This window comes from Streptomyces sp. N50, assembly GCF_033335955.1.
Lineage (GTDB): Bacteria > Actinomycetota > Actinomycetes > Streptomycetales > Streptomycetaceae > Streptomyces.
In genome coordinates this window covers 1,021,585-1,046,822 of record NZ_CP137550.1, presented here as the reverse complement: position 1 = coordinate 1,046,822, position 25,238 = coordinate 1,021,585, and the positions used below count along the sequence as shown (strand labels likewise).

The window sequence follows — 25,238 nt, the reverse complement described above, 5'->3', positions numbered from 1 at the left end:
GGTCCGGATACACGGACCGCATGATCCACGAGGAAGAGCGGCGGACCGGGCGCGACGAGTCCGAGGACGAGCGGGCCGACCGGATGTGGGGCGAGCTGATCCAGGAGGTCCGGGTCGCGCAGACCGGTGTGCAGATCCTGTTCGGGTTCCTGCTGACCGTCGTCTTCACCCCGAAGTACGCGCAGCTGGAGCACGCCAACCAGGTCCTCTACATCGTGACCGTCGTCCTCGGCGCCACCGCCACCGGCGCCCTGATCGGCCCGGTGTCCCTGCACCGCCTGGTCTCCGGCCGGAGCGTGAAACCGCAGGCGGTGCGCTGGGCGTCCCGGCTGACCTTCGTCGGCCTCGTGCTGCTGCTCGCCACGATGACCGCCGCGCTGCTGCTGGTCCTCCGGGTCGCCACCCACGACGCGTATGTGCCCTGGCTGGTCGCGGGGGTGGTCACCTGGTACCTGCTGTGCTGGTTCGTACTGCCGCTGTGGGCGAGGCTCCGCTATACGACCCGATGACCCTGAGCCGCGCCATCTGCCGGTCGTGCACCCGGCTGAGCACCAGCACCGAGACCGTGGCCCCGATCAGCGCGCAGAACATGTCCCACTGCGTGTCCCACACATCCCCCTGAGTGGCCAGGAAGGCGTCCGCGCCGTGCCCGCCGATCACGGCCGCCGCCCACTCGAACAACTCGAAGAGCGCGCTGAAGGCGAGACACGCGCAGACCGTGAGCGGCGCCAGCCAGCGGCTCCCGCGCAGCGGTGACGTACGGGTGAGCAACTCCCGTACCAGGACCGCCGGTACGAACCCCTGCATGAGGTGGCCGAGACGGTCGTAGGGATTGCGGCTGAGCCCGAAGGTGTCGCGGACCCAGTCGCCCGCCGGCACCTCCGCGTATGTGTAGTGGCCGCCCATGGCGAGGACCAGCGCGTGCGCGGCGAGCAGACAGCACAGCAGGCCGGTCATCGGGAAGCGGCGCCAGGTCAGGATGATCACCGGCAGTCCGACGAAGACCCAAACGGTCTCCAGGAACCAGGTCGTGCGGTCGTGCGGATGCCAGGCCGAGACGGCCATGCCGACGACCACGAGCGCGCCCATGGCGGCCGGCAGTCGGCGCTGGGAAGCAGGAACGGACACGATGGGGCTCCCTTGTCGTGGGGAGCCCCATCGTGTCCGAAGGCCCAACTCGCTACATGAGTACGGCTACTCAGCCGGAGTGGTGGTCTTGCGCAGCGCGTTGAGGCAGCTGTCGATGGCCTGCTGGAGCTCCTCCAGGCGCTGGACCATGTCGTCCTCGTAGAAGTCCTGGGCGTCGTCGAAGGTCAGCTCCTCGAACGCCTTCGTGGCCTTCTGCAGGCTGCTGTAGAACTTGGTGCGCTTCTCCTGGACGCGCAGTTCGGGGTCGGCCTCGACCGCCTCGACGACCAGGTTCTTCATCGTGTCGTAGGCCTCGGTGGCCCACTCGCCGGTGTCCTCGCCGTCCTCCAGCTCGTCGAGGAGGGACAGGTGCCGCTCGGCCTCCTGGCGCAGGTCGACGGGCGCGTCGACGGTCTGGCCGGCGGGGGTCTTGATCTGGCCCGACTCGGCGATCTGGCGGACGTATCCGATCCGGTCCGCCGAGCGGCTCTCGGTCGCGACGGCCTTCTTCAGGTCGTCGGTGCGTACGACGTCCCGGGCCAGCTCGGACTGGAGCTCGGGGTCCTCGCGGACGCGGTCCAGCAGGGCTTGGCGGGCGGCGCGCGCGGTGGACGGGTCGGCGAGGATCGCGGCGCGCAGCGCGGTCGGGTTCTCCGCGACCTCCAGCGCCTTGGTGGGGCGGATGCCCTCGGCCTCGGCGGCCTCGGTGATGGCGGTGCCGCGCTCGGAGGTGGCGCTGGAGCGGGAGACGTAGTAGTTCAACCACACGTCCGCGTCCGGGAGTTCGACCTCCTGGCCGGGGGCCAGCTCCTCGAAGTGCGGGACGAGACCGTCGTCCGCGGCCCGGTCCCAGGCCTTGTAGTAACGCATGACACGCTCGGGGGAGCAGTCGGCGAGTTCGGCGAACTCCTTCGCGGACACCTTCTGCGTCTCGTCCGCGCTCTGCCCGCCGGGCCGGACACTGCGCGCCACCTTGAGGCCGAACGCCCAGCCGCCGGTGCGGGCGTAGGCTCCGAACTCGTGCGCGTCCCGGGCGACGAGGCCGGCGTCGTCGAGGGCGGTGAAAGACGTCTCGGCCTGGTCGATCACTACGGTCAAGGCGGACTCTCCTGGGCTTGTGATGAGGCATGGTGCGAACACGCAGCCTATATCCACCCATTGCCGCTGGTTTGAGTGCCCGGCCCTCGCGTCGCCGCCGGTGCCGTCAGTTCGATTACCGCCGGAAGGTCTTGAAGAAGGTCTGCAGGGCCTGGCGGTTGGCGGCGTCGTTCCATTCGTCGGCGGGAGTGGTCCACCGTAGCGAGAAACTGCGCCCGCCGCCGATCAGGAAACCGCGCCCGAGCGTGCGCACCCGGTCGTCGCCGGTGCCGGAGAACCACTCCAGGTCGGCCGCCTTGTCGCCCTGGTACGTGGTGGCCTGGATGTCGCCGATCTGCTGGAACCCCTCGGTCTGCTTGAGCCCGGGAAGGACGTCGTCCCGCCAGATGGCCACCGGGTCCGGGCCCGCCTGTGTGCTGTATGTCACGGCCAGCGTGCGCGGGTCGCCCGTCGCGCCGAAGGTGACCCGGTAGGCGCCGGAGACCTGTTGGGTCTCCACCACCTTCCAGCCCTTGGGCAGCGCGACGGAGAAGCCCTGCGGCGCCTTGAACACGCGGAAGCCGGCGGGCAGCGCGGAGGCGGTGGGGGAGGGGGAGGGGGACGCGCTGGCGGAGGGCGAGGCGGACGCGGAAGCGGCCGGCGCTGCGGGGGACGTCGCCGACGGCGTCGGGGACGGGGAGTAGGCGTGGCCGTCGACGTTCTCGCCGGGGGTGCTGACCGAGGCGGAAGCGGAGGGCAGGGGGGAGGGCTCGGTCGTCGCCGAGGTCTGAGTGCCGGGCAGTTGGTGGGTGGCGGCGAGGACGGCGACCGTGACGGTGCCGACGGCGAGGGCGGTCCCGGCGGCCATGCCCCGGCCGCTCCAGGTGGTGCCCGCCCCGCGTACGGCGTCGTAGGCCCGCCGCAGCCGGGGGAGCGGGACCGGATCGCGGTCGGCGTACGGGTCGTCGTTGAGGATGCGCGTCAGGATGTCGCGGACCACCGGGCGGGTCAGCCGCTCCCGGGAGTTCTTGCGCAGCAGACCCTGCACGACCTGTGCCAGCGGCCCGGCGCGCGACGGGCCGCGCATCGGGAGCCGGTCCACGCCCTTCATGGTCGCCTCGGGGCGGCCCCGGTCGCGGAACGGCGGGTGCCCCTCGACCAGCGTGTAGAGGATCGCGCCCAGCGCCCACAAGTCGGCGGCGGGACCGATGCGTTCGTCCCGTGCCTGTTCCGGCGAGGCGTACGACGGCGCCGTGATCCGCGGGGCGAGGGTGGCGCCCGCGAGTCCGAAGCCGGTGAGGACGACCCCGCCCTGGTCCCGCACGAACACCTGGCCCGGGCTGAGTTCGCCGTGGGTGATGCCCTCGCTGTGCGCCGCCTCCAGGATGTCGAGCAGTTCGAGTCCGATGCGGGCGGCCCGTACGTAGTGGAACGTGCCCTGCTGGGCGAGGACTTGGCCCAGCGGTGTGCCGTCGATCCAGTCGGTGACGGTCCAGAGCGTGCCGGCCTCCTCGACGGCGTCGACGACCGGCGCGACCCGGGTGGGACAGAGCAGCACCATGACGTCGGTGGTGCGCCGGATGCCGGCGGTGATCCGGCCGGCGCTCTCCGCGTCCGGGGCGAAGGGGAGGGTCACCTCCGTGAGGAGGCAGGGCTGTTCGGCGATCATGTCCTCGCCGTACCAGGAGACACGGCTGGTCTCGCGGTGCGCGACCTCCATGGGCCGGTATCTGCCGGCGACCAACTCGTGTACGGAGACGTTCGTCTCGACCATGGCCATCCCTCGCTGAACCCCGGGCTCTCACCTTTCCCAGAAGTACGGCGGGTGTGCTGGGCTGCGTTCAATGGAAGCCCAATTCCCCGGTGTTTCTTGCCTTTTATTCAACGGTGGCGAGCAGGTGTGCGAGAAAAACGTGTCGCGGGGAGGTCCCAGGTGGGCGCTCGTGTCCCGGGGCGGGTGAATTCGCCCCGGGGGCTTCGGCGGCGGAATATCGGCGCCCTACCTGGTGGTAACCGGCGGTAAACGTAGGCGTGAAGACCACGAATACACGGGTGTTTGTCGACAACGTAGTCATGGGATCCGCCTGCGAACCCGTCAACAATCCTGTGGACGAAGTGAGTTGACGGGAAGTCAGCGCAACCCGAAGCCCTCCGACCAGGCCGCGATCTCCCCGACCGTCGCGTTGCCCCCGCAGACCACGAGGCCGAGCCGGGCGCCGTCGCCAACGCGGTCCAGCACCTGCCGGGCCGCGGGCAGCAGACAGCCGGCGGCGGGCTCGGTCCACACCTTGGCGTGCTCGGCGAGGTTGAGACAGCCCTGCACGGCGTCCCGGTCGGGGACGGTCAGCACCTCGGTGACCAGGGCCGACACATGGTCGTACGTCAGCTGCGACACGGCCGGCGCGCTGAGCGTGGTCACGATCGAGGACGGCGTGACCGGCACCGGGCCGCCCGCCGCGAGCGCCTCGGACATGGCCTCGGCGCCCTCGGTCTCCACACCCCAGACCCGGATCCCGGGCCGCCGGGCGTGCAGGGCGGCGGCGACGCCGGCGATCAGGCCACCGCCGCCGATGCTGACCAGGACGTCGGTGAGGTCACCGGCGTCCTGCGCGAACTCCAGGCCGACCGTGCCCTGTCCCGCGATCACCACCGGGTCGTCGAACGGGTGGACCAGGGTCAGCCCCTCGTCCCGCAACCGGCTCACCAGCGCGAAGGCGCTCGGCATGTCGTCGGTCAGCCGCAGCGACGCGCCCGCCGCCTCCACCAGCGCGACGGACCGCGCCGGCGCCGAACGAGGCATCACGACCGTCGCCTTCACGTCGAGCGCCGCCGCCATGACCGCGAGCGCGATCCCGTGGTTGCCGCCGCTGACCGCCACCACTCCGGCGGCCAGCTCGGCCTCCCCGAGCGACAGCAGCTTCGCCGTCGCCCCGCGCGCCTTGAAGGAACCCGTGCGCTGCAACAGCTCCAGCTTCGTCGTGACCGGGACACCGAGCAGCTCGGAGAGCCCGAAGCTCTCCACGGTCGGGGTGCGTACGACGTGTCCGGCGATCCGCTCGGCGGCGGCTTCGATGTCCGAGATGCCGATCAAGGCAGTCATCCTTCCGGCACGGGGACAGGTGACCCGTGCCGGTCCGACCCTGACGCGGAAAGGACGCGCAGGTCAACACGTTTCAGTACTCAGTGCTGCTGCGCCTTCTGCGGCGTCTCCTCGCTGGGCCGTACGACGACGAACCCCTCGCCCTGAAGCATGAGTTGGACGGCCTCGCCAGAACCGCCGCGCAGCATCGAGCCGATGGACTGCGAACGGTGCAGCGAGGTCTGGAGGTGGGCCGACCAGCCGACCACCGCGTCCGTATCGACGTACACCGGGTACTGCGGTGAGATGGGTATGACCAGCGGGTTGCCCTCGCAGACCAGGCCCAGCTTGCCCTGCCCGGTGAAGACGCTGTTGAAGAGACCGCCGCCCGCGATGCCGGAGCCCTTCACCGTCTTGATCGCGTACGACAACGAGGCGTCGAAACACAGTACGTTGCGGCCGTTGACGGTGAACTCGTCACCGGGGTCGATCTCGACCACGAAACAGTTCTGCGCCTCGTGCGCGAACCACGCCTCGCCCTGGCCGCGCACCGCCATCAACGGCAGACCCTCACCGGTGACCGCGCGCTTGAGCATGCCGCCCACGCCCTGGCCCTTGCGCTCGAACTGGAGATTGCCGCGGTAGGCGATCATCGCCCCCTGGCGGGCGAGCATCTCGCCGTTGACCGCGTACCTGATGCACTTGGCATTCTCGACGGTCATGCCCGGCGCGGTGGCCGGCTGCACCATGTGCTCACTGGAAAACAGATCACCCTTCATGCGGGCATCCTGACCCGGAAGATCTCATTCCGCCAAGATCGAGGACAGGTTGATCGTCCCGCGAGGTCAGGCACCGAAGAGCTGCGTCCAGTACGTCCCGTTCTGTCCGCCGCCTGCGAAGCCGATGCCTATGTGGGTGAAGTCCGGCTTGAGGATGTTGGCGCGATGGCCGGGGCTGTTCATCCAGCCCTCGACGACCTCGGCTGCCGACCGCTGACCACAGGCGATGTTCTCGCCGATCGTGCGCCGGCGCGACCCCGCGGCGGCGGCCCGGTCCCAGGGCTGCGAGCCGTCGGGGGAGGTGTGCGAGTAGAAGGCGCGGGCCACCATGTCCGTGCTGTGCGCCTGCGCGGCGGAGGTGAGCAGTGGGTCTACGGCGAGTGCGGGCAGCCCGGCCCTGGCGCGCTCCGCGTTGGTCAACTCGACGACTTCCGCCGCCGTGCGGGCCAGGTCGGCCGCGATGAGCGGCGTCGCCCACAACGCCGTCCAGTAGACGTCACCGGAGCGGGGGTCGACGGCCTGGGCGATGCCCGCGTGCGTGAAGTCCCGCTCCAGCAGCGTCTGTCGGGCCTTCTCGGTGCGCAGGCAGTAGTCGACGAACTCGGCGGGGGTGCGCGGCCCGGAGACCAGGTGCTCGCCGATGGTGAGGTAGGCGTAACCGGCCTGGCTGACCCGCTGGTACACCGAGGTGCCGTCACGGCTCTCGGTGCTGAGGTGTCCGGCGGCGGCCATGCCGGAGGCGTGGGCTTGTGCCGCGGAGGTGAGGCGGGGGTCGAGGGCGACGGGTGGTGAACCGGCGTTGGCGCGGGCCGAGTTGGCGAGGCCGAGGAAGCCGGTGGGGTCGGTTGTCGGGGAGGTCGAGCCGACATGGGGGCGGGTTGAGTGTGTCGACCGGGGTGCGGGTGCGGGCGCCGATCGCACAGGAGCAGGAGCAGGAGCAGGAGCAGGCGTCGCGTCCTCGACGAGGTCCACGCCGAAGTCCCGCGCGATCCCCGCGAGTCCGTCGGCGTACCCCTGCCCCAGTGCACGCACCTTCCAGCCGGTGCCGCGCCGGTACAACTCGGCGAGGAGCAGGACGGTTTCCCGCTGGGGGCGGGGTGGGGTGAAGCGGGTGACGGGCTGGCCGCCGGTGTTGGTCACGTGGAGGGTCGGTGCGGGCAGGCGGCCCAAGGGGGCGCCGGGGTCGGCGGGACTGATGACGACGGTGACCCGTGCGGCGCCGGCGCGTAGGCGGGCCGGGTCGATGGTCAGGGTGTCGTCCCGCAACCGCGCTCCGGGTGCCGTCGGCTGGTTGTAGAACACGAAGTCCGCGTCGCCGCCGACCTTGCCGCTCTCGTCGGTGATCAGTGCCGAGACGTCGAAGGGTCCGGGCACCCGCAGGGTGAGGGCGCCGCCCGGAAGGGGCAGATTGCCGCCCGGCACCAGCTCGTTCATGGCACCGCCCTTGCTGTTCGTGCCCGGTGGGGGACTTCCCCATGGAGACTTTCCGGTGGGGGACTTCGTCCTCCACTCAACGTCCTGCCAGGGCGCAAGGGTTCCCGCATGAGGAGGTGGGGGCTGGAGGGCGATGCGGCCCGCCCCCACCTTCACCGCGTCCTCAGTCGCGTGCGACCCCCGGCGCGATGTCCTCGTAGGCCATGTTCCGTTCGGTGACGTAGGAGCCTCGGCCTGTGAGCGGCGTGCTCTGGATCGCCTTCGTCCGCTTGCCGCAGAACGCCGATTCCAGCGTCCGGGCCATCGTGTTCAGGACCGTGCCGTTGTTGGAGGTGTTGGCCAGCGCGGTGAGGCTGCGGCGGCCGTCCTTCGAGGTGAAGGAGTAGGTGTAGAAACCCTGGACCGCGCCGGTGTGGCCGTACACCGAGACACCGCAGGACAGATCGCGGCGCCGCAGTCCGAGACCGTACCGGGTGGTGCTGTTGACCGGGGTCCACCGTTCCATCTGCGCGAGCTGCGCGGCGGAGGTGAGCCTGCCGCCGAGCAGGGCGGAGAAGAAGGTGTTCAGGTCGTGGGTGGTGGAGATGACCGCGCCGGCGCTCTGCGCCCAGGAGACGGTCTGGTCGGTGGCGTCGACGAGTTGTGCGCCCGCGCGGTCCGGGGTGAGGTAGCCGTGGGCGTATCGGCCCGGGATCTTCTTGGCCGGGTGGACGTAGAAGGTGTCGCGCAGCTTGAGCGGTTTGATGACGCGATCGCGGTACTCGGTGCCCACGGAGTGGCCCGTCAGCTTCTCGATGAGCATCCCGGCGACGACGAAGTTGGTGTTGGAGTACGAGTAGGCGGCGCCCGGCGCGTTGGTGCGCGCGTGCTTCAGGGACAGCTGCACCAGCTGGCGGTAGGTGAAGACCTTGTCGCGTACGGCCTCGAAGCCGGAGACCGAGTTGGCGAACATGGAGTTCGTGTAGTCGTAGAGACCGCTGCGGTGGCTCAGGACGTGGCGGACGGTGATGCGCTTGTCGGGCAGGAGTCCGGGCAGGTAGCGGTCGACCGAGGCGTCCAGGTTCAGCTTGTGCGCGTCGGCCAGTTGGAGCAGGACGACGGCCGAGAACGACTTGGTGATGCTGCCGATGCGGAAGCGGTCGGCGTTGCCGATGGCCCGGCGGGTCGTGCGGTCGTCGATGCCCGCGGCGGCGGTGTGGACGGTGCCGTGGTCGTCGATGCGGGCGATCGCCCCGGGGGCGCCCTGCGCCGTCAGCGTGCGCAGGACGGCACGGAGGCCCGCCATGTCGGGGGCGGGAAGTGCGGCTTCGCTGCTGGTTCTCGTGGTGTCCGACTCGTGGGTCGCGGCATGTGCCGGTACCGCCGTGAGCGTCAGCAGTGCCGCCGCCGACGCCGTGGCCCTGCGCACCGTTCTTGAGACCATCCGGTTCTCTCCCGTTTCTTTCTCGGTATGCGAGATCGATCACAGTCGGGCGAGGCAACCTTGTCGCGCCCCGTCACATCTCCACAGCTGGCGCACAGTTGGTCATTCACTGATCACTGAGCGATGCGGATTTGCCAAGTATTGCCATGAAAGGTTCGAAAACCGTTCATTTCGGCTTTACATGTACATGGTGGATGCGTGAGGGTTTCGGTTCGGGGCCCGACCAGCCCCGTGGGCGCCTTCAACCGCGCCCTGTCTCAAGGCGGTTGGTGATCCCGGCCGTCTTCGTACGGAGGAGCCCTCTTTCATGCGTGGACCCCACATACGCGGCCTGGCGATCGCCGTCGCGGTGACGACGGCCGCCACGGGGCTGGCCGGCACGGCCTTCGCGGGACCGGCCACGGGGGCGGATCATGCGACGGCCTCTACCGAGACCGGCACCAGCGCCGCGTCCGTCGTCACGGCCGCGCGGGCCGCCGCGTTCGCGCACGCGTCGGCGACCGGTGTCACACGGGGCGATGAACTCCGGGCCCAGGACGTGCTGATCGACCCCGAGGGCGCGCGGCACGTGCGCTTCATGCGCACCCACCAGGGCATGCCGGTCCTTGGCGGCGACCTCGTCGTCCATCTGAACCACAAGCTGGCCTACACCGGCGTCACCCGGGCGGCCGAGCAGATCATCAAGCCCGCGACCACACAGGCCAAGCTGACGGCCGGTCAGGCCGAGGCGAAGGCCGCCGCCGTCGCCAAGGGTGACGCGGGCACCGCTCAGCTCGTGGTGGACGCCAGGGACGGGGGAGCCGCCCTGGCCTACCAGATACCCGTCAGCGACAGCAGCACCGCCGAGGCCACCGGCACCCGCACGGTCGTCGTCGACGCCGTCACCGGCAAGGTCCGCAGCAACACCCCCGACAGTGATGAGTTCCTCTCGCCCAAGCTGCTCGACACTCTGCGCGAGCGCGGCGAGACCCTGGACCCCGCCACCGGTACCGCCGTAGCGCCGAAGTCCCTCACGGCGGCCGCCGCGAGCCGCGCGGTCCACTACCCGGTCACCGCCTCGGGCACCGGCACCTCCCTCTTCGTCGGCAAGGTGCCGCTGACCACCACCCGCACGGCGCGCACCAGTTACCTCCTCAAGGACCCGACCCGCTGGGGCACCGAGACCCGCGACGCCAAGGGGAAGGAGCTGGAGAACTTCGCGCAGGGCAAGAAGTTCACCAGCACCACCGACAAGTGGGGCAACGGCGCGGTTTCACACCGCGACAGCGCCGCCGTCGACGCCCAGTACGGCATCACCAAGACCCTGGACTTCTACAAGAAGACCTTCGGCCGCAAGGGCATAGCCAACAACGGCAAGGCCGCCCGCGGCATGGTCCACTTCGGCAACAAGGTGGCCAACGCGTTCTGGGACTCCACCTGCGGCTGCATGCTCTACGGCGACGGCGACGGGGACATGTTCAAGAAGCCGCTCGTCGTCCTCGACGTCACCGGCCACGAACTCACCCACGGTGTCGTGGACGCCACCGCCAAGCTGGAGCCCACGCGCGTCGACGCGGACGGCAACCAGTACGGCGAGGCGGGTTCGCTGAACGAGTCGCTCGCGGACATCTTCGGCTCCAACGTCGAGTTCAGCGCCAACAACGCCAAGAACCCGCCGAACTACCTGATCGGCGAGAAGCTCGGCCTCGCCCAGAAGTTCCTGCGCCGCCTCGACCACCCCTCCCTGGACAAGCTGGAGGGCACGATCGACTACTGGTCGCCGCAGGTGTACGACGCCGAGGTGCACGCCGGCTCCGGAGTCTCCTCGCACGCCTACTACCTCCTCGCGGAGGGCAGCGGCAGCAAGACGATCGGCGGTTTCACCTACGACTCGCCCACCTACGACGGGTCCACGGTCACCGGCATCGGACGCACCAAGGCCACGGCGATCTTCTACCGCGCGCTCACCCGCTACATGGTGTCCACCACCGACTTCCACGACGCGCGCATCGCGACACTGAAGGCGGCGGCGGACCTCTACGGCGCGAACAGCACGGCGTACAAGACCGTCGACCAGGCCTGGGCCGCCGTGAACGTCACGGTCGCCAACACCCCTGCCGCCAGGCACTGATGACCGTCCGGGTGCCCTGCCGCGAGCGGGGCACCCGGAGGCACGGCCTCATATCCACTGCTTCTCGACCTCCTCGGACACGGTGAACCCGGCCTCACAGGACGGGCAACTCGCCTTCCCGAACACATACCTCAACGCCTGCGCGACCTCCGTCTGCCCGAACTCGACCGCCTCGCCGTGCAGTCGCGCCCCGATGCCGTCGAGCGCGTCGGGTGTGGCCGGTACGAGCTCGGTCCGACCCTCCGTGGCCTCCTTGTCGGTGCCGGTCACATAGTCGCCGGCCGAGGTGAAGACGCCGTAGGAGCCGAACGCGACGAACAGTTCCTCCTCGCACCCGGGGCACTCCAGGTCGTACTCCTCGGCGTTGATCCGCTCCAGTGCCTCGGCCCACACCCCGCCGTCGCCCTCGAAGGCGAGCACGGCCATCTGGAGATAGACGAAAGTGTGCGCGTCCTGCCCCGGGTCGGCGCGCAACTCCCTTGCCACAGTGAGCAGTTGGGCTATCTCGCCCGCGTACCGCGCCCGGCACTCCTCGTCCGGGTCCGTGGTGATCAGCCCGGCCATGGTCACCGCCTGTATCGCCCCGCCCGGCGCCCGGCCCAGCGCGATGTCGGTGAGCACGGGCAGCGCCGCCCAGCTCGCGTCGTACACCGAACCCTGGTGGCACAGCGAGCCCCACAACTCCTGCCACACGGCGTCGTCCTCGGTGCCGCCGAGGCGCGCGAACAGGCCCGGGATGTCCTCGGCGCTGCCGTACGCGTGGGTCAGTCCGGACCAATCGATCGTCGTCATACGGCGATTGTGCCGCCCGGCACTGACAACGCGACCTCGGCAGGCATCAGCTCCGCTCAGGCGGCTCACAACTTCACTTCGACAAATCCTGCTTCTTTTATTGACGACGGAAAAGAAGGGATCTAGGTTCCCGCCATGCGCTCGATCCCCCGTACCGAGTCGTTCCCGGCACACACGCCGGCCGTCTCACAGGTCTTCACGACCGTGCTGTCCCACGGCCCCCTCACCCGACTTGAGGTGGCCCGCCGGGCGGGGCTGTCGGCGGCCGCCGTGACCAAGGCGGTCCGGCCGCTGATGGAGGCCGGGTATCTGGCGGAGGGTGCCGACCAGGACGCGCCCCCGGCACTCGGGCGGCCCGCGAACCTCGTCCGGGTCGACGGCGGACGGGCGTTGTTCATCGGGGTCAAGGTCACCGGCGACGAGATCATCGGCGTCCTCGCCGACCTGTGCTGCCGGATCCGGGTCGCCCGCCATGTGCCGCTGACCGACCGCGACCCCAAGGCCGTGCTGTCGTCGATCGCGGACCTGGCCCAGGAACTCCGCACCGAGGCGGACGACTTGGGCATCCAGGTGCTCGGACTCGGCCTCGCGGTCTCCGGTGACGTGGACCGGGGCGAGGGGGTCGTCCGCTACTCGCCGTTCCTGGAGTGGCGTGACGTACGCCTGGCCGAACTGGCCGCCATGACAACGGGGTTGCCGGTCACCGTCGACAACGACGTGCGGGCGCTGACCGTCGCCGAGCAGTGGTTCGGCGCCGGCGCGGGCCTCACGGACTTCGCCGTGGTGACCGTCGGCGCGGGCATCGGCTGCGGACTCGTCGTGCACGGGCAGGTCGTCGCGGGCGCCCACGGGGTGGCCGGGGAGATCGGGCACGTGGTCGTCGACCCCGCCGGGCCCCTGTGCCACTGCGGCAACCACGGCTGCGTCGAGGCGATCGCCGGGGACGCCGCGATCGTCGCGCGTATCCGCGAGGTCACCGGCGTCCAAGTCGCCGACACCGCCGAGGCGTTGGCCCTCGCCCACCGGGGCGACGCCGGAGCGCGCCAGGTGTACGCGCGGGCCGGTGAGGCCATCGGCCGAGGCATCGCGACCGTGGTCAACCTGTTCGGCCCCGAACGCGTGATCATCTCCGGCGAGGGCCTGGCCGCCTACGACCTGTTCGCCGAGCAGATCCGCGACTCCTTCGCCGCCGCCGCTTTCGGCTCCGCCGCCCGCTGCGACGTACACACCCGTCCCCTGCCCTTCGACGAATGGGCGCGCGGGGCCGCCGCCACCGCGATCCAGTCCTTCATCCGAGCCGCCGACTAGCCCGCCCACGCACCTACTCGCCCCCCGCCACACTCCTACCCGCACGAGGAGCCCGACGATGTACTCCGTCACGCCCGTCCGCGCCCTGAGAGCCATGGTGGTCCTGGCCCTCACCGCAGGCTTCGCCACCTACCTCCCCGCCGCGCAGGCGGCCACCCCCACGGCGGACCCGGCCCCGGCCGTAGCCGCCAAGCCCTATATGGGCTGGTCGAGTTGGAGCATGCAGTCGTCCAAGTACCCGGGCCTCAACCCGGACGGCGACTACAGCTACCTGACCGAGGCGAACGTCAACAAGCAGACGGACGCGCTGGCCTCGAAGTTGAAGAAGTACGGCTACAACTACGTGAATATCGACGCCGGTTGGTGGCGCGCGAACGACTGGACGCCGGAGTACGACCAGTACGGCCGCCAGAAGGCCGACCCGAAGCGATTCCCCAGCGGGATGAAGGCCGTCGCCGACCGCATCCACTCGAAGGGCCTCAAGGCCGGCATCTATCTGCCGGCGGGCCTGGAGAAGGAGGCGTACAACGACGGCAAGACGCCGATCTGGAACGCCGACGGCTGCACCACCGCGGACATCGTCTACAGCGACCTGCGCACCACGAACGGCTGGGACAGCTCGTACAAGCTCGACTTCTCGCGGCCCTGCACCCAGAAGTACATTGATTCGCAAGCCCAGTTGATCGCGGACTGGGGCTACGACTTCCTCAAGCTCGACGGTGTCGGTCCGGGGTCCGGAAAGAGCGGCGACCAGTACGACAACGTTGCCGATGTCGCCGCCTGGAACAAGGCCATCACCGCCATCGGGCGCCCGATCCACCTCGAACTGTCCTGGTCCCTGGACTACGGACACGCCGCCGACTGGAAGAAGTACTCCAACGGCTGGCGCATCGACACCGACGTCGAGTGCTACTGCAACACCCTTGTCAGCTGGGAGAATTCGGTCGACGACCGCTGGGACGACACCCCCGCGTGGACCGGTCAGGCAGGCCCCGGCGGCTGGAACGACCTCGACTCCCTCGACGTCGGCAGCGGCGCGATGGACGGCCTGACGAAGGCGGAGCGGCAGAGCTACGCGACCCTCTGGGCCGTCGCCAAGTCCCCGCTGTTCACCGGTGACGACCTCACCCGCCTCGACGACTACGGCCTCTCGCTGCTCACCAACCGCGAGGTCATCGGCGTCGACCAGAGCGACGCACCGCCCGCGCGCCCGGTCACCCCGTCGGACTCCCAGCAGGTGTGGGCCGCGAAGAACCCCAACGGCACATACACCGTCGCCCTGTTCAACCTCGCCGACGCCCCCGCCGCCGTCTCCGCGAACTGGACGACCCTCGGCTTCACCGGCAAGGCCGCCGTCCGTGACCTCTGGAACCACGAGGACCTCGGCACCTTCACCAGCAAGGTCACCGAAGCCCTGCCCGCCCACGGCTCCCGCCTCTTCACCGTCACCCCGCACGGCAGCGCCGTCACCACGACCGCCTACGAGGCCGAGGCCACGACGAACACCCTGTCCGGCAACGCCGTCGTCGCCGACTGCTCCGCCTGCTCCGGCGGCAAGAAGGTCGGCAACCTCTACGTCGGCGGCAAGCTCACCGTCAACAACGTCGTCGTCGCCAAGGCCGGCACCTACCAGGTGAAGATCGCCTACGTCAGCGGCGACTCCCGCTCGGCGAGCGTCTCGTCCAACGGCAACGCCGCCACCAGCCACAAGTTTCCGTCCACCGGCGACTGGGGGACGGTCGGGACGGTCTACGTGCCGGTGAGCCTGAAGGCGGGCGCCAACACGATCACCTTCGACAGCGGGTCGGGCTACGCGCCGGACATCGACCGCATCGACGTCCCCACCACGGCCTGACCGAGCCACCAGGAGCCGCAATGAACCCCGAACCGTCCCCCCTGCTGCCCAGACGCGACCTGCTCGCCCTCGCCACCGCGACCGGCGCCCTGGCCGCCCTCCCGACCTTCACCGCCTCCGCCGCACCGCAGCGCCCCGACGCCTCGGCCGACGACAACTCGGCCTACGGCAGCGGCGGTTCGCTCAACACGCTGTGGTGGCAGGCCCCCGCCGGCGACACCTCGATGATCGAACAGGGCCTGCCCGTCGGCAACGGCCGCCTCGGCGCCCTCGCGAGCAACGACTCGGGCCACGAGGTCCTCCTCGTCACCGACGCCACGATGTGGACCGGCGGCCTGAACGACACGCTCGACTCCGATGGTCAATTCCCTTACGGCCGCGCCGACTTCGGGTCCCTGACCCTGCTCGCCAAGCTCACGGTCGACATCCCCGACCATGACCTGGGTGCCGTCTCCGGCTACCGCCGCACCCTCGACCTCGACCGGGGCGTGGTGGGAGCCTCGTACGTCCGCTCGGGGGTGACGTACCGGCGGGAGATCTTCTCCAGCCGTCCCGACGACGCGATCGTCCTTCACTTCAGCCAGAACGGCGGTGGACGCTACACCGGCACGATCACATTGGAGGGGACGCACGGGGAGGCCGCCGCTACCTCCTTCGGTGCCGCGTTCGCCAACGGCCTGAAGTACGGGGCCGCCGTCACCGCCTACGGCAGCGGCGGCAAGGTCACGGTCAGCGGTGCGAACATCACCTTCTCCGGCTGCAAGGACCTGACCGTCGTGGTCAGCGGCGGCACCAACTACGCGCCGGACCCCGCCCACGGCTACCGCGACCCCAAGGCCGACCCGCAGAAGCTCGCCCGCGCCAAGGTCCGCGCCGCCGCCGGGCACTCGGCCGACACCCTGCTGCGCACCCATGTCGCCGACCACCGCGCGGCGTTCGGGACGTTCGGCCTCTCGCTCGGCGAGTCGACCGCCGAGCAGCGTGCGCTCGACACCTGGGAGCGCATCCAGCTGCGCGCCACGAGCGGCGAACCCGACCCCGAACTCGAGGCCGCCTACGTGCAGTTCGGCCGCTACCTCATGGTCGGCTCATCGCGCGGCAGCCTGCCGATGGGCCTCCAGGGGGTGTGGCTGGACGGCAACGACCCGGACTGGATGGGCGATTACCACACCGACATCAACATCCAGATGAACTACTGGATGGCCGACCGGGTGGGCCTGTCCTCGTGCTTCGACGCGTTCACCGACTACTGCGTCACCCAGGTGAAGGACTGGACCGAGCTGACCGGCAGGCTGTTCCAGGACTCCCGCAACCGCTTCCGCAACACCAGCGGAAAGGTCGCCGGCTGGACCGTCGCCTTCTCCACCAACCCCTATGGCGGGCTTGGCTGGTGGTGGCACCCGGCGGGCAACGCCTGGCTGTGCAACAGCCTTTGGGAACACTACGAGTTCACGCACTCCCGCACCCACCTGGAGAAGATCTACCCCCTCCTCAAGGGCGCCTGCGAGTTCTGGGAGGCACGGCTGGTCACCACCACCCTGGACAACGGCAAGGAGGTACTGGTCGCGGACCACGACTGGTCGCCCGAGCAGGGTCCGCAGGACGGCAGGGGCAACACCTACGCCCAGGAAGTGGTGTGGACCCTCTTCGGCAACTACGCGGCGGCTTCGGCGGAGTTGAAGCGGGACAGCGGGTACGCGAACACCGTCTCCGGTCTGCGCAGGCGTCTCTACCTGCCCGTGGTGAGCCCGAAGTCCGGCTGGCTGGAGGAGTGGATGTCTCCCGACAACCTCGGCGAGACCACCCACCGCCACCTGTCCCCGCTGATCAACCTGTTCCCCGGCGACCGCATCCGCCCCGACGGCTCGACCCCGAAGGACATCGTCGACGGCGCCACCGCCCTGCTCACCGCGCGCGGCATGAACAGCTTCGGCTGGGCCAACGCCTGGCGCAGCCTGTGCTGGGCGCGCCTCAAGAACGCCGAGAACGCCTACCAGTTGGTCGTCAACAACCTCCGCCCGTCGGAGAACGGCACCAACGGCACCGCCTTCAACCTCTTCGACATCTACGAGGTGGAGACGGGCCGCGGCATCTTCCAGATCGAGGCCAACTTCGGCACCCCGGCGGCCGTGACCGAGATGCTCCTGTACTCCCGCCCCGGCTACCTGGAGCTGCTGCCCGCCCTCCCGGACGCCTGGGCGGAGTCCGGCTCCCTCACCGGGGCGGGCGCCCGCGGTGGCTTCGTCGTCGACCTGAGGTGGAAGGACGGCAAGCCCAGCGAGGTGAAGCTCCGCAGTGTCGGCGGTCGCACCACGACCGTCGCCCACGGCGGGAAGACCCGCACCGTGACCGTCAAGCCGGGCGGATCCGTCACGTTGAGGGACTTCGCCCGGTGAGCGCCGGACGGGCACGACTGCGCCGTACGGCCGCACTGATCCTGCTCGCCGCCGCCTTCCAGGCCGGACCCGCACACGCACAACCGCAAGCACAACCGCACGCGCGGATACAGGCACAGACACAGGTGAAGGCCTTGAACGACCCGAGAGGCGTGATCACCTGGGGATCGAGCGCCGACCACCTGGGCGACGGCGTCGCCGACCGCAGCTACCGGCTGATCGTCCACACCAGCGTGGCCGGCACCGATCTGCGGATCCGGCTCTCCAACGCCTTCGGCGACCGGCCGCTGACCTTCGACGACGTCTATGCCGGTGTGCAGAAGGCGGGTGCCGCGCTCGTCCCCGGCTCCAACCGGCGGCTCACCTTCGGCGGCGCGAAGTCGGTCACGATCCCCGCGGGCGCGGTCGCCTACAGCGATCCGCTCCCCGGCAGGCTGCCCGCCGCGACCAACCTCGTGGTCAGCATCCACAGCCCGGACGCGGCGGGCCCGGCGACCGGCCACGGCATGGCGATGCAGACGTCGTACGCGACCCAGGGCGATCACACCGGCGAGGAGGGCGCCGCGGCGTGGACGGACACCACGGGCTCCTGGTACTACCTCGACGCCGTCTCCGTGCGGCCGAGCGCGGGCATCGGTGCCGTGGTCACGCTCGGGGACTCCATCACGGACGGCTGGGCGTCCACGTCGGACCTCAACCGGCGCTGGCCCGACTACCTGGCCCGACGGCTCGCGCGCGCCGACACGTCCGTCAAGGGCGTCGCGAACGAAGGGATCTCGGGCAACAAGGTCCTCGCCGACGGCGCCGGGCAGAGCGCCCTGAACCGCCTGCAGCGCGATGTGCTGTCGCAGCCCGGTGTCCGCACCGTGTTCCTCTTCGAGGGCGTCAACGACATCAAGGCCCACTCCGGGGTCACCGCCCAAGACCTGATCGCGGGCTACCGCGAGATCATCGAGCGGGCGCACGCGGCCGGGAAGTGTGTCGTCGGCTCCACCGTCGGACCGTTCAAGGGCTGGCCCGAATGGGACGCGGCGGGTGAGGCGGTACGCCAGGAGGTCAACCAGTTCATCAGGAGCAGCGGGGAGTTGGACGCGGTCACCGACTTCGACCACATCCTCCGCAGCCCCTACGACCAGGAGAGGATGCTCCCCTTCTTCGACGGCGGCGACCACATCCACCCCAACGACAAGGGGATGGCGGCCATGGCCGACGCGGTCGACCTCAAGAGCCTCGACTGCGCGAAGTGAGGTTCAGTCGAAGGAGGTTCAGCCGGACGCCGTCGCCTCCGGGGTGATCAGCCCCTGGCGATAGGCGATCGCCACCGCCTCCGTACGGCTCGCGGCGCCCAGCTTCGCGAGGATGTTGGAGACGTGGACGCTCGCCGTCTTGCCGGTGATGAACAACTCCTCGCCGATCTGGCGGTTGCTGCGCCCGAGTGCCAGCAGCCGCAGCACGTCCCGCTCGCGGGCCGTCAGCGGCGAGGGGCGGTCCCCGGTGTCCGGTGCCGGGTCGCCCAGGCGGCCACGGCGGACGAGTGTGTCCAACCGCGCGAGCAGGGGAGCGGCGCCGAGCCGGGCGGCCGTCTCCCGTGCCGCGCGGGCCTGGGCGGCCGCCTCATCACGGCGGTCGGCCGCCAACAGGGCTTCGGCGTACCGGAATTGGCAGCGCGCGCGTTCGTAGACATCGCCGTAGCCGAACGCGGTCACCGCCTTCTCCCAGGCCGCCGCGTCCGGTCCGGTGGCCGCCCGTGTCGACTCGGCCTCGGCGCGGGCCAGCCAGGCCTGTCCTTCCGGCCCCTGCGGTCGGGCCTCGCCACCCGCGTCGGCCACGGACCGGGCCAGCTCGACGAGTTCCGTCGCGGTGTCCGTCCAGCGGCGCACCCCGGCCTCGTCACCGGTCAGCCGGAGCGCGATGGCCCGGTCGGCGACCGCGGCCAGGGCGAGGGCGGCGAGCCGGACCGTGAGGTCGGGACGGCGGCCGGAGTCGTCGGTGAGCGCGGCGACCGCGGTACGCAGGTGCTCGACGGCCGTCTCCGGGTCGCCCTGGACAGCGGCGGCGTCGGTGAGCACGAGGGCCGCCACCATCGAGGCCATCCAGTCGAACGGCCCGTCCAGCAGGGCCCGGGCCCGCTCCACCGCCCCCAAGTCACCGCGCGCCAGCGCCACATACAGTGCGGGTCCCATGGTGAAGCCGCCCGCGTGCGGCAGCACTTCCGCGTCGGTCGCGGCCGCTTTCACGCACTCGTCCCAGCGGCCCAGCGTGTACAGCACCAGGAGCTGGAGATAGCGCATCTCCAGGGGATACGGCGACGAGAGCAGCCCGGCGCGGCGGGCCCGGTCAAGACCCTCGGCGAGCCAGGGCAGCGACTCCTCCAGGTCCCCGGACTCGAAACTGCCGATGGCGAGATGGAACAGGGCGCGCATCTCCACGGGCGAGTGCCCGGCCTCCCGGGCCAGCTCACGTGCCTGCGCGAGCCGCTCCCGGCCCTCCCGGGTGCGTCGGCCGCCCTTTTCCAGCGTGGCCAGCGAGATGAGCAAGTCGGCCCGGGCATCGGTCAGTTGGAGTTCCTCGGCGGTGCGCAGGGCCTGGCGGGCGATCCGCAGCGCGGTCTCGTCGTCGCCGACCTGACGCGCCGCCAGCACATGGGTGGCCGCCGCCCACACCCAGGTCCGCGAGGGCGGTTCGGCGGGGATCATCTCCAACGCCTCGCTGCTGTACGCGAACGCGGCCGTGAGGCTGTCGACGCCCATCAGATTGCCGGCCAGCGTGTAGCGCACCCGGGCGGCCAGTTCGGAGTCCGCGTCCTGGCCGATCCCGGCGAGCGCGGACCGGGTGAGGGAGACCGCGCGGTGCGCGTCCCCGGCGTGGGCGGCCGCCGCCGACGCGCGCAGGGTGAGGGTCACACTGCCGATGCCCTCGCCCGAAGGCCGGGCCGCGGGGTCCACCGACGACCACAGATCGAGGACGGTCTCAAGATGCCGTAGCTCCTCGGCGGGCGCGCCGACGTGCTGAGCGTGGTCGGCGGCCTCCAGGGACGCGGCCAGCGCCTCGGCCAGGTCGTGGCTCTCGCGATAGTGATAGGCGCGCTCCGCCGCGCTCTCGGCCGGGTGACCGCGTCCGGCGAGGAGGCGGGCGAACGCGCCGTGCTGCCGGGAGCGCTCGCCGGGGAGGAGGTCGGCGTACACCGCCTCGCGGGCGAGGGCGTGCCGGAAGGAGTACGTGTCACCGTGCCCGGGGACCAGGAGCTGCCGCTCGACCGCCTCGCGCAGCGCCGACTCCAGCTCGTCCTCCGGGAGTTGGACCGCGTCGCGCAGCAGGTCGTACTCGACCCGGCGCCCGGCGACGGCCGCGGTACGCAGCACCTGCTGGGCGGTGTCGGAGAGTTGCTCGAAACGGATCAGCAGGACGTCGGCCAGACCGCTCGGCACCCCGCCCGCTTCCATGTCGCTCGCGGCGAGCAACTCCTCGGCGTAGAAGGCGTTTCCCTCGGCGCGCTCGACGATCCGGCGGACCGTGCCGTCCGGCACCGGGCCCGTGCGCAGCGCGCGCACCAGCCGGGCGACCTCCGCGTCCCCCATGGGCCGCAGCTCCAGGCGCTCCACGGCGGGCAGCCGGACCAGCTCGGCCAGCAGGGGCCGTAGGGGATGGCGGCGGTGGAGGTCGTCCGCGCGGTACGACGCGAACACCGCGAGGCGGTGGGTGGGCGCGCCGCCCGCCGGGCGCTGGAGGATACCGCGGCTGAGCAGGAAGCGGAGCAGGTCGCGGGAGGACTGGTCGGCCCAGTGCAGGTCCTCCAGGACCAGGAGCAGGGGAGCGATGTCGGAGAGGTCGGCGAGGAGTCCGGCGATGCCCTCGAAGAGCCGCAGTCGGCCGCCCGCGTCACGGGCCGCGTCCGAACCGGCGCCCAGCAGCCGGTCGACCGCCGGATGCGCGGCCAGAGCGGCGGCGAAGCGTTCGTCGTCGGCCAGGACACCGAGGATCTCGGTGAAGGGGAGATACGGCAGACCGACGTCACCGAGGTCGACGCAGTGCCCGGTGAGGACCGTCATCCCGGAGGCCGCGGCCCGCCCCGCGATCTCGTCCAGGACCCGTGTCTTGCCGACGCCCGCGTCCCCGGCGATCAGCACCGCCCCCGCCGTACCCGCGCGGGCGCGCTCCAGCACACCGGCGAGGCGGGCGAGTTCCTCGTCCCGGCCGATGAGCGGCGCTGCTGCCACGGATGACGTCACGACCCCATCCTGGCACGCGCCACTGACAACGCACCTGGCCACCGGGCGGGAGACGGCTCCCCGCCCGGCGGGCCGGGGTTCAGCGCAGGGTCTCGGCCCAGTTCGCCGGAACGCGTCCCGCGGGACCCGGCACCGGCTGGTCCTTGGGGTGGCTCACCGGGGCGGTGAGTTCGGGACCGGAGTCGTACAGCTCGGAGGTGGTGAAGTTCCAGAACCAGTCCTCGCCGGGTTCGTAGCTCTGGATGAACGGGTGTCCCGTGGACTGGTAGTGGGCCGTGGCGTGCTTGGCGGGGGAGTCGTCGCAACACCCGACGTGACCGCACTGCGCGCACCGCCGGAGATGGAACCACCAGCCGTCGGCCGCGTCGCACTCCACGCAACCCGCCCCGCTCGGTGGGACGTTGGGGTCGATTCCGGCGATGTCGCTCATGCGGACTCCTCGGGCGTCTCGTTGTCGACGGCGGTGAGCGGGAGCAGGACCTGGAAGCGGGTGTCGCCCGGCACCGACTCCACCTGGAGGGTGCCGTGGTGCTTGTTGACGACGATCCGCCAGGAGATGTCCAGACCGAGTCCCGTGCCCTCGCCCACCGGCTTGGTGGTGAAGAACGGATCGAAGATACGGCCACGGATCTCCTGCGGCACACCGGGCCCCGTGTCACGGAACTCGACCATCAGCTGGTCGTGCACCAGAGCCGTCTTCACCGTCAACGTCCCTTCCCCGCCTGCGCTGTTGATGGCGGAGACCGCGTTGTCGATCAGGTTGGTCCACACCTGGTTGAGCTCGGCCGGGTAGGCCGGGATCTTCGGGAGCGTGCGGTCGTAGTCCTTGACGACCTTGATCCGGTCGCCGGTCTTCCCGCCGAGCATCAGCAGGGTGCTGTCGAGGAGTTCGTGCACATCGGCGACCTGGTAGGGCGCGCGGTCCAGCTGCGAGTACTGCTTGGCGGCGCCGACCAGGTTCGAGATCCGGGTGGTGGAGTCCTCGATCTCCGTCATCAGCAGCTCGGTCTCGACCGTGTAGCTGAGCCAGCCGACCGCCGCCTGGAGGACGTCCTCGTCCACGGCCGCGGCGACCTGGTCCAGCCAGTCGATGTCGAGACCGGCCTGCACGAAGGTGGGCGCGATCTGCCAGGCCTGCATGATGCCGTGGTCGTCGAGCCAGTCCGTGAGGGCGTCCTCGCGGTCCGAGGCCTCCAGGGGGCTCAACGTCGGTGCCTTGGCGACGCGTTCGGCCGTGCGCTCCTGGATGTCGATGAGGTTCGCGAGGGCCTCGCGCGAGTACGGGCCGGAGGAGATGACCCGCAGCTTGTGCCGCATCTTCGCCACCCGCTCGCGCAGCGTCGAGGTGGCCCGGACGGCGGCGGCGGCGGGGTTGTTGAGTTCGTGCGTCAGCCCGGCCGACAACGAGCCCAGCGCCAGCAGCCGTTCACGCTGGCTGATCGCCAACTGGGTGCTCTTCGAACCGAAGAAGAGGCCCTCCAGGAGGTGCACCGCCATCGGGAACCACTCGCTCATGATGGCCGCGAAGGTCTCGGCGGGCAGCACGAAGAACCGCGTCGGCTCCGTCACCCGCATCGAGTTCAGGTACACCTGCTGCACCCGGTCGCCGATGTAGGCCTGCATCGCGCCGGTGTACACGCCGCGTTGAGAGGTCCGGCTGACCTCGACGTCGTCGCCGCCGACCCGCCGCGACAGCACGACGGTGCCCTCGATCATGACGTAGAAACAGGTGGCCGGGTCCCCCTCGGTGTAGACGGGCCCGGCCTCGAACTGCTCCACCTGCCCGTCGCAGCACAGCCGGCCGAGCTGCTCCGGAGTCAGCTTCTCGAACAGGAACAGCGTGCCGATCTCCTGCGGGCTGCACGGCAGTACCTGCCCGCTCATGACTGCTCCAGGTAGCGGTGGACGAGCATCACGGCCATGGCTCCCTCTCCGACGGCGGACGCGACGCGTTTCGCGGACTCGGCGCGCGCGTCGCCCGCCACGAACACGCCGGGAATGTTGGTCTCCAGGTGGTACGGCGCCCGGTCCAACTCCCAGCTCGCGGGCGGCTTCCCGTCCGCGGTGAGGTCCGGCCCGGACAGGATGAACCCGCGCTCGTCCCGCAGCACCGACCCGTCCAGCCAGTCGGTCAGCGGGGCCGCGCCGATGAACACGAACATCCACTGCGCGTCGACGAGTTCGGTGTTTCCGCTCTCGGTGTCGCGCAGGGTGAGCTGCTCCAGATGGTCGCTGCCGTGCGCGGCGTCGACGACGGTGCCGGTGCGCACGGAGATGTTCTCGGCCTCGTTGATCTGCTGGATCAGGTAGTACGACATCGACGCTGCCAGCGAGCCCCCGCGCACCAGCAGCGTCACGGACTTGGCGCCCCGGGACAGGTACATCGCCGCCTGGCCCGCCGAGTTGGCGCCGCCGACGATGTACACGTCGTGCCCCTGGCAGGACGCGGCCTCGGTCAGCGCCGAGCCGTAGTAGACCCCGCAGCCCGTCAGATCGGGCGTGCCGGGCGCCTCCAACTGCCGGTAGGACACTCCGGTCGCCAGGATCACGGCGTGCGCGGCGACCGCCGAGCCGTCCGCGAACCGTACGACGCGTGCGGAGCCGTTGACCTCAAGTCCCGTGACCTCGCGGGCGGTCAGGATCTCGGCGCCGAACTTTCCGGCCTGCCGCCGTGCCCTGTCGGTGAGTTGGGCCCCGGACACCCCGTCGGGGAACCCGAGGTAGTTCTCGATGCGCGAACTCTGCCCGGCCTGACCTCCGGTGGCCGACCGCTCGACGAGCACGGTCCGCAGGCCTTCCGAGGCTCCGTACACGGCCGCGCCGAGCCCGGCCGGGCCGCCGCCGATGACGACGAGGTCGTAGAAGTCGGCGGTCGGTGTGGTCGCGAGCCCGACCTCGGCGGCCAGTTCGGTCGCCTCCGGCTCGACCAGCACGTTCCCCTCGGCGGTGATGACGAGCGGCAGTCGCTGCCCGTCCTGCCCGGCGGCGGACAGCAGCCGCAGCCCCTCCGGGGTGTCGGCCGAGTACCAGCGGTACGGCACCTGGTTGCGGGCCAGGAACTCCCGCACGTCCGAGGAGCGCGCCGACCAGCGGTGCCCGACCACCTTCGTGGCGGGCACGGGCCGGTAGTCGCTGTTCCGCCAGGCCTCCAGGAGGTCGTCCAGGACCGGGTAGAGCTTCTCCTCCGGCGGGTCCCAGGGCTTCAGCAGATAGTGGTCCAGGTCCACGACGTTGATCGCGTCGATCGCCGCGTCCGTGTCCGCGTACGCGGTCAGCAGCACCCGGCGCGCGCCCGGATAGACGTCGAGGGCCTGCTCCAGGAACTCGATGCCGTTCATCTGCGGCATGCGGTAGTCGGCGAGGATCACGGCCACGAGATCCCCGCGCAGCTTCAGCTCGCGCAACGCGTCCAGCGCGGACTCGCCGGACTCCGCGCGCACGATCCGGTACGACTCGCCGTAGCGCCGTCGCAGGTCACGGGCGACGGCACGGGACACTCCCGGATCGTCGTCAACGGTCATGATGACGGTCCGCGCGGCTTCGGCGGCCTGTGCCATACGTCTCCCACCCCGAGTGGTCGGCTTCACGGCACGGCGGCGCCGTTGTCACCGCGCCGGCTCCCCACCAT

At 70.6% G+C, this 25,238-nt stretch carries 18 protein-coding genes; 6 read left to right on the top strand and 12 right to left on the bottom strand.

Annotation, left to right across the window (positions count from 1 at the left end; all coding sequences use genetic code 11):
- Positions 1 to 20: 20 nt before the first annotated feature.
- Positions 21 to 509 carry a DUF6328 family protein gene (locus R2B38_RS49320; protein ID WP_318022731.1) on the top strand — a complete coding sequence of 163 codons (489 nt, stop codon included), beginning with the start codon at positions 21 to 23 and terminating at the stop codon, positions 507 to 509.
- Here the strand turns inward: R2B38_RS49320 and R2B38_RS49315 are convergent.
- From R2B38_RS49315 to R2B38_RS49285, 7 genes are all read right to left on the bottom strand, one after another.
- On the bottom strand, positions 442 to 1,089 hold the full coding sequence (locus tag R2B38_RS49315) for a DUF2238 domain-containing protein (RefSeq protein WP_318023094.1): 648 nt from the start codon (positions 1,087 to 1,089) through the stop codon (positions 442 to 444). The genes R2B38_RS49320 and R2B38_RS49315 overlap by 68 nt on opposite strands.
- Before the next feature lie 105 nt (positions 1,090 to 1,194).
- Entirely contained in the window at positions 1,195 to 2,217 is a 1,023-nt protein-coding gene (locus tag R2B38_RS49310; RefSeq protein WP_033280796.1) for a hypothetical protein, read from the bottom strand.
- Between the two features lie 124 nt (positions 2,218 to 2,341).
- Positions 2,342 to 3,985, bottom strand: a complete 1,644-nt coding sequence (locus R2B38_RS49305; protein WP_318022730.1) for a serine/threonine-protein kinase — start codon at positions 3,983 to 3,985, stop codon at positions 2,342 to 2,344.
- A gap of 351 nt (positions 3,986 to 4,336) precedes the next feature.
- Positions 4,337 to 5,296 carry a threonine/serine dehydratase gene (locus R2B38_RS49300; protein WP_318022729.1) on the bottom strand — a complete coding sequence of 320 codons (960 nt, stop codon included), beginning with the start codon at positions 5,294 to 5,296 and terminating at the stop codon, positions 4,337 to 4,339.
- Positions 5,297 to 5,385: 89 nt separating this feature from the next.
- Entirely contained in the window at positions 5,386 to 6,063 is a 678-nt protein-coding gene (locus tag R2B38_RS49295; RefSeq protein ID WP_033280799.1) for an AIM24 family protein, read from the bottom strand.
- 66 nt (positions 6,064 to 6,129) lie between these two features.
- Positions 6,130 to 7,497, bottom strand: a complete 1,368-nt coding sequence (locus R2B38_RS49290; protein ID WP_318022728.1) for a CAP domain-containing protein — start codon at positions 7,495 to 7,497, stop codon at positions 6,130 to 6,132.
- A gap of 163 nt (positions 7,498 to 7,660) precedes the next feature.
- Complete coding sequence (locus R2B38_RS49285; RefSeq protein ID WP_318022727.1) at positions 7,661 to 8,920, bottom strand: serine hydrolase domain-containing protein; 1,260 nt, start codon at positions 8,918 to 8,920, stop codon at positions 7,661 to 7,663.
- Between the two features lie 307 nt (positions 8,921 to 9,227).
- On the opposite strand from R2B38_RS49285, the gene R2B38_RS49280 reads away from it, so the two are divergent.
- Positions 9,228 to 11,030, top strand: a complete 1,803-nt coding sequence (locus R2B38_RS49280) for a M4 family metallopeptidase (RefSeq protein ID WP_318022726.1) — start codon at positions 9,228 to 9,230, stop codon at positions 11,028 to 11,030.
- A gap of 48 nt (positions 11,031 to 11,078) precedes the next feature.
- On the opposite strand, the gene R2B38_RS49275 is transcribed toward R2B38_RS49280, so the two are convergent.
- The gene (locus R2B38_RS49275; protein WP_318022725.1) at positions 11,079 to 11,822 is read right to left on the bottom strand and encodes a hypothetical protein; all 744 of its coding nucleotides are present in this window, start codon (positions 11,820 to 11,822) and stop codon (positions 11,079 to 11,081) included.
- Between the two features lie 135 nt (positions 11,823 to 11,957).
- Here R2B38_RS49275 and R2B38_RS49270 point away from each other — a divergent pair, with 135 nt between their 5' ends.
- The 4 genes from R2B38_RS49270 to R2B38_RS49255 are packed head-to-tail and all read left to right on the top strand — an operon-like array spanning position 11,958 to position 18,628.
- Entirely contained in the window at positions 11,958 to 13,130 is a 1,173-nt protein-coding gene (locus R2B38_RS49270) for an ROK family transcriptional regulator (RefSeq protein WP_318022724.1), read from the top strand.
- A gap of 58 nt (positions 13,131 to 13,188) precedes the next feature.
- A complete protein-coding gene (locus tag R2B38_RS49265) occupies positions 13,189 to 14,985 on the top strand; it encodes an alpha-galactosidase D (RefSeq protein WP_318022723.1) in 1,797 nt (598 codons plus the stop codon).
- A gap of 20 nt (positions 14,986 to 15,005) precedes the next feature.
- Complete coding sequence (locus R2B38_RS49260) at positions 15,006 to 17,381, top strand: glycosyl hydrolase family 95 catalytic domain-containing protein (protein WP_318022722.1); 2,376 nt, start codon at positions 15,006 to 15,008, stop codon at positions 17,379 to 17,381.
- On the top strand, positions 17,378 to 18,628 hold the full coding sequence (locus R2B38_RS49255; protein ID WP_318022721.1) for an SGNH/GDSL hydrolase family protein: 1,251 nt from the start codon (positions 17,378 to 17,380) through the stop codon (positions 18,626 to 18,628). Before R2B38_RS49260 ends, R2B38_RS49255 begins: the two co-directional genes overlap by 4 nt.
- 18 nt (positions 18,629 to 18,646) lie before the next feature.
- Here the strand turns inward: R2B38_RS49255 and R2B38_RS49250 are convergent, their stop codons facing one another.
- The 4 genes from R2B38_RS49250 to R2B38_RS49235 all read right to left on the bottom strand — a co-directional run bounded on the left by R2B38_RS49250 (position 18,647) and on the right by R2B38_RS49235 (position 25,167).
- Positions 18,647 to 21,610 carry a helix-turn-helix transcriptional regulator gene (locus R2B38_RS49250; RefSeq protein WP_318022720.1) on the bottom strand — a complete coding sequence of 988 codons (2,964 nt, stop codon included), beginning with the start codon at positions 21,608 to 21,610 and terminating at the stop codon, positions 18,647 to 18,649.
- Between the two features lie 79 nt (positions 21,611 to 21,689).
- Entirely contained in the window at positions 21,690 to 22,040 is a 351-nt protein-coding gene (locus R2B38_RS49245; RefSeq protein ID WP_019057071.1) for a UBP-type zinc finger domain-containing protein, read from the bottom strand.
- Entirely contained in the window at positions 22,037 to 23,494 is a 1,458-nt protein-coding gene (locus R2B38_RS49240; protein WP_318022719.1) for an ATP-binding protein, read from the bottom strand. The genes R2B38_RS49245 and R2B38_RS49240 overlap by 4 nt, the downstream gene beginning before the upstream one ends.
- Positions 23,491 to 25,167, bottom strand: coding sequence for an FAD-dependent oxidoreductase (locus R2B38_RS49235; RefSeq protein WP_318022718.1), 1,677 nt, complete (start codon positions 25,165 to 25,167; stop codon positions 23,491 to 23,493). The genes R2B38_RS49240 and R2B38_RS49235 overlap by 4 nt, the downstream gene beginning before the upstream one ends.
- Positions 25,168 to 25,238 lie beyond the last annotated feature (71 nt).

Bases quoted from the DNA above. Each gene is read 5' to 3' on its own strand.
- R2B38_RS49260 (WP_318022722.1), top strand. From the start codon at position 15,006: ATGAACCCCGAACCGTCCCCCCTGCTGCCCAGACGCGACCTGCTCGCC.
- R2B38_RS49235 (WP_318022718.1), bottom strand. From the start codon at position 25,167: ATGGCACAGGCCGCCGAAGCCGCGCGGACCGTCATCATGACCGTTGAC.
- R2B38_RS49280 (WP_318022726.1), top strand. From the start codon at position 9,228: ATGCGTGGACCCCACATACGCGGCCTGGCGATCGCCGTCGCGGTGACG.
- R2B38_RS49305 (WP_318022730.1), bottom strand. From the start codon at position 3,985: ATGGCCATGGTCGAGACGAACGTCTCCGTACACGAGTTGGTCGCCGGC.
- R2B38_RS49270 (WP_318022724.1), top strand. From the start codon at position 11,958: ATGCGCTCGATCCCCCGTACCGAGTCGTTCCCGGCACACACGCCGGCC.
- R2B38_RS49315 (WP_318023094.1), bottom strand. From the start codon at position 1,089: ATGGGCGCGCTCGTGGTCGTCGGCATGGCCGTCTCGGCCTGGCATCCG.
- R2B38_RS49245 (WP_019057071.1), bottom strand. From the start codon at position 22,040: ATGAGCGACATCGCCGGAATCGACCCCAACGTCCCACCGAGCGGGGCG.
- R2B38_RS49320 (WP_318022731.1), top strand. From the start codon at position 21: ATGATCCACGAGGAAGAGCGGCGGACCGGGCGCGACGAGTCCGAGGAC.
- R2B38_RS49275 (WP_318022725.1), bottom strand. From the start codon at position 11,822: ATGACGACGATCGATTGGTCCGGACTGACCCACGCGTACGGCAGCGCC.
- R2B38_RS49240 (WP_318022719.1), bottom strand. From the start codon at position 23,494: ATGAGCGGGCAGGTACTGCCGTGCAGCCCGCAGGAGATCGGCACGCTG.
- R2B38_RS49265 (WP_318022723.1), top strand. From the start codon at position 13,189: ATGTACTCCGTCACGCCCGTCCGCGCCCTGAGAGCCATGGTGGTCCTG.
- R2B38_RS49295 (WP_033280799.1), bottom strand. From the start codon at position 6,063: ATGAAGGGTGATCTGTTTTCCAGTGAGCACATGGTGCAGCCGGCCACC.
- R2B38_RS49285 (WP_318022727.1), bottom strand. From the start codon at position 8,920: ATGGTCTCAAGAACGGTGCGCAGGGCCACGGCGTCGGCGGCGGCACTG.
- R2B38_RS49290 (WP_318022728.1), bottom strand. From the start codon at position 7,497: ATGAACGAGCTGGTGCCGGGCGGCAATCTGCCCCTTCCGGGCGGCGCC.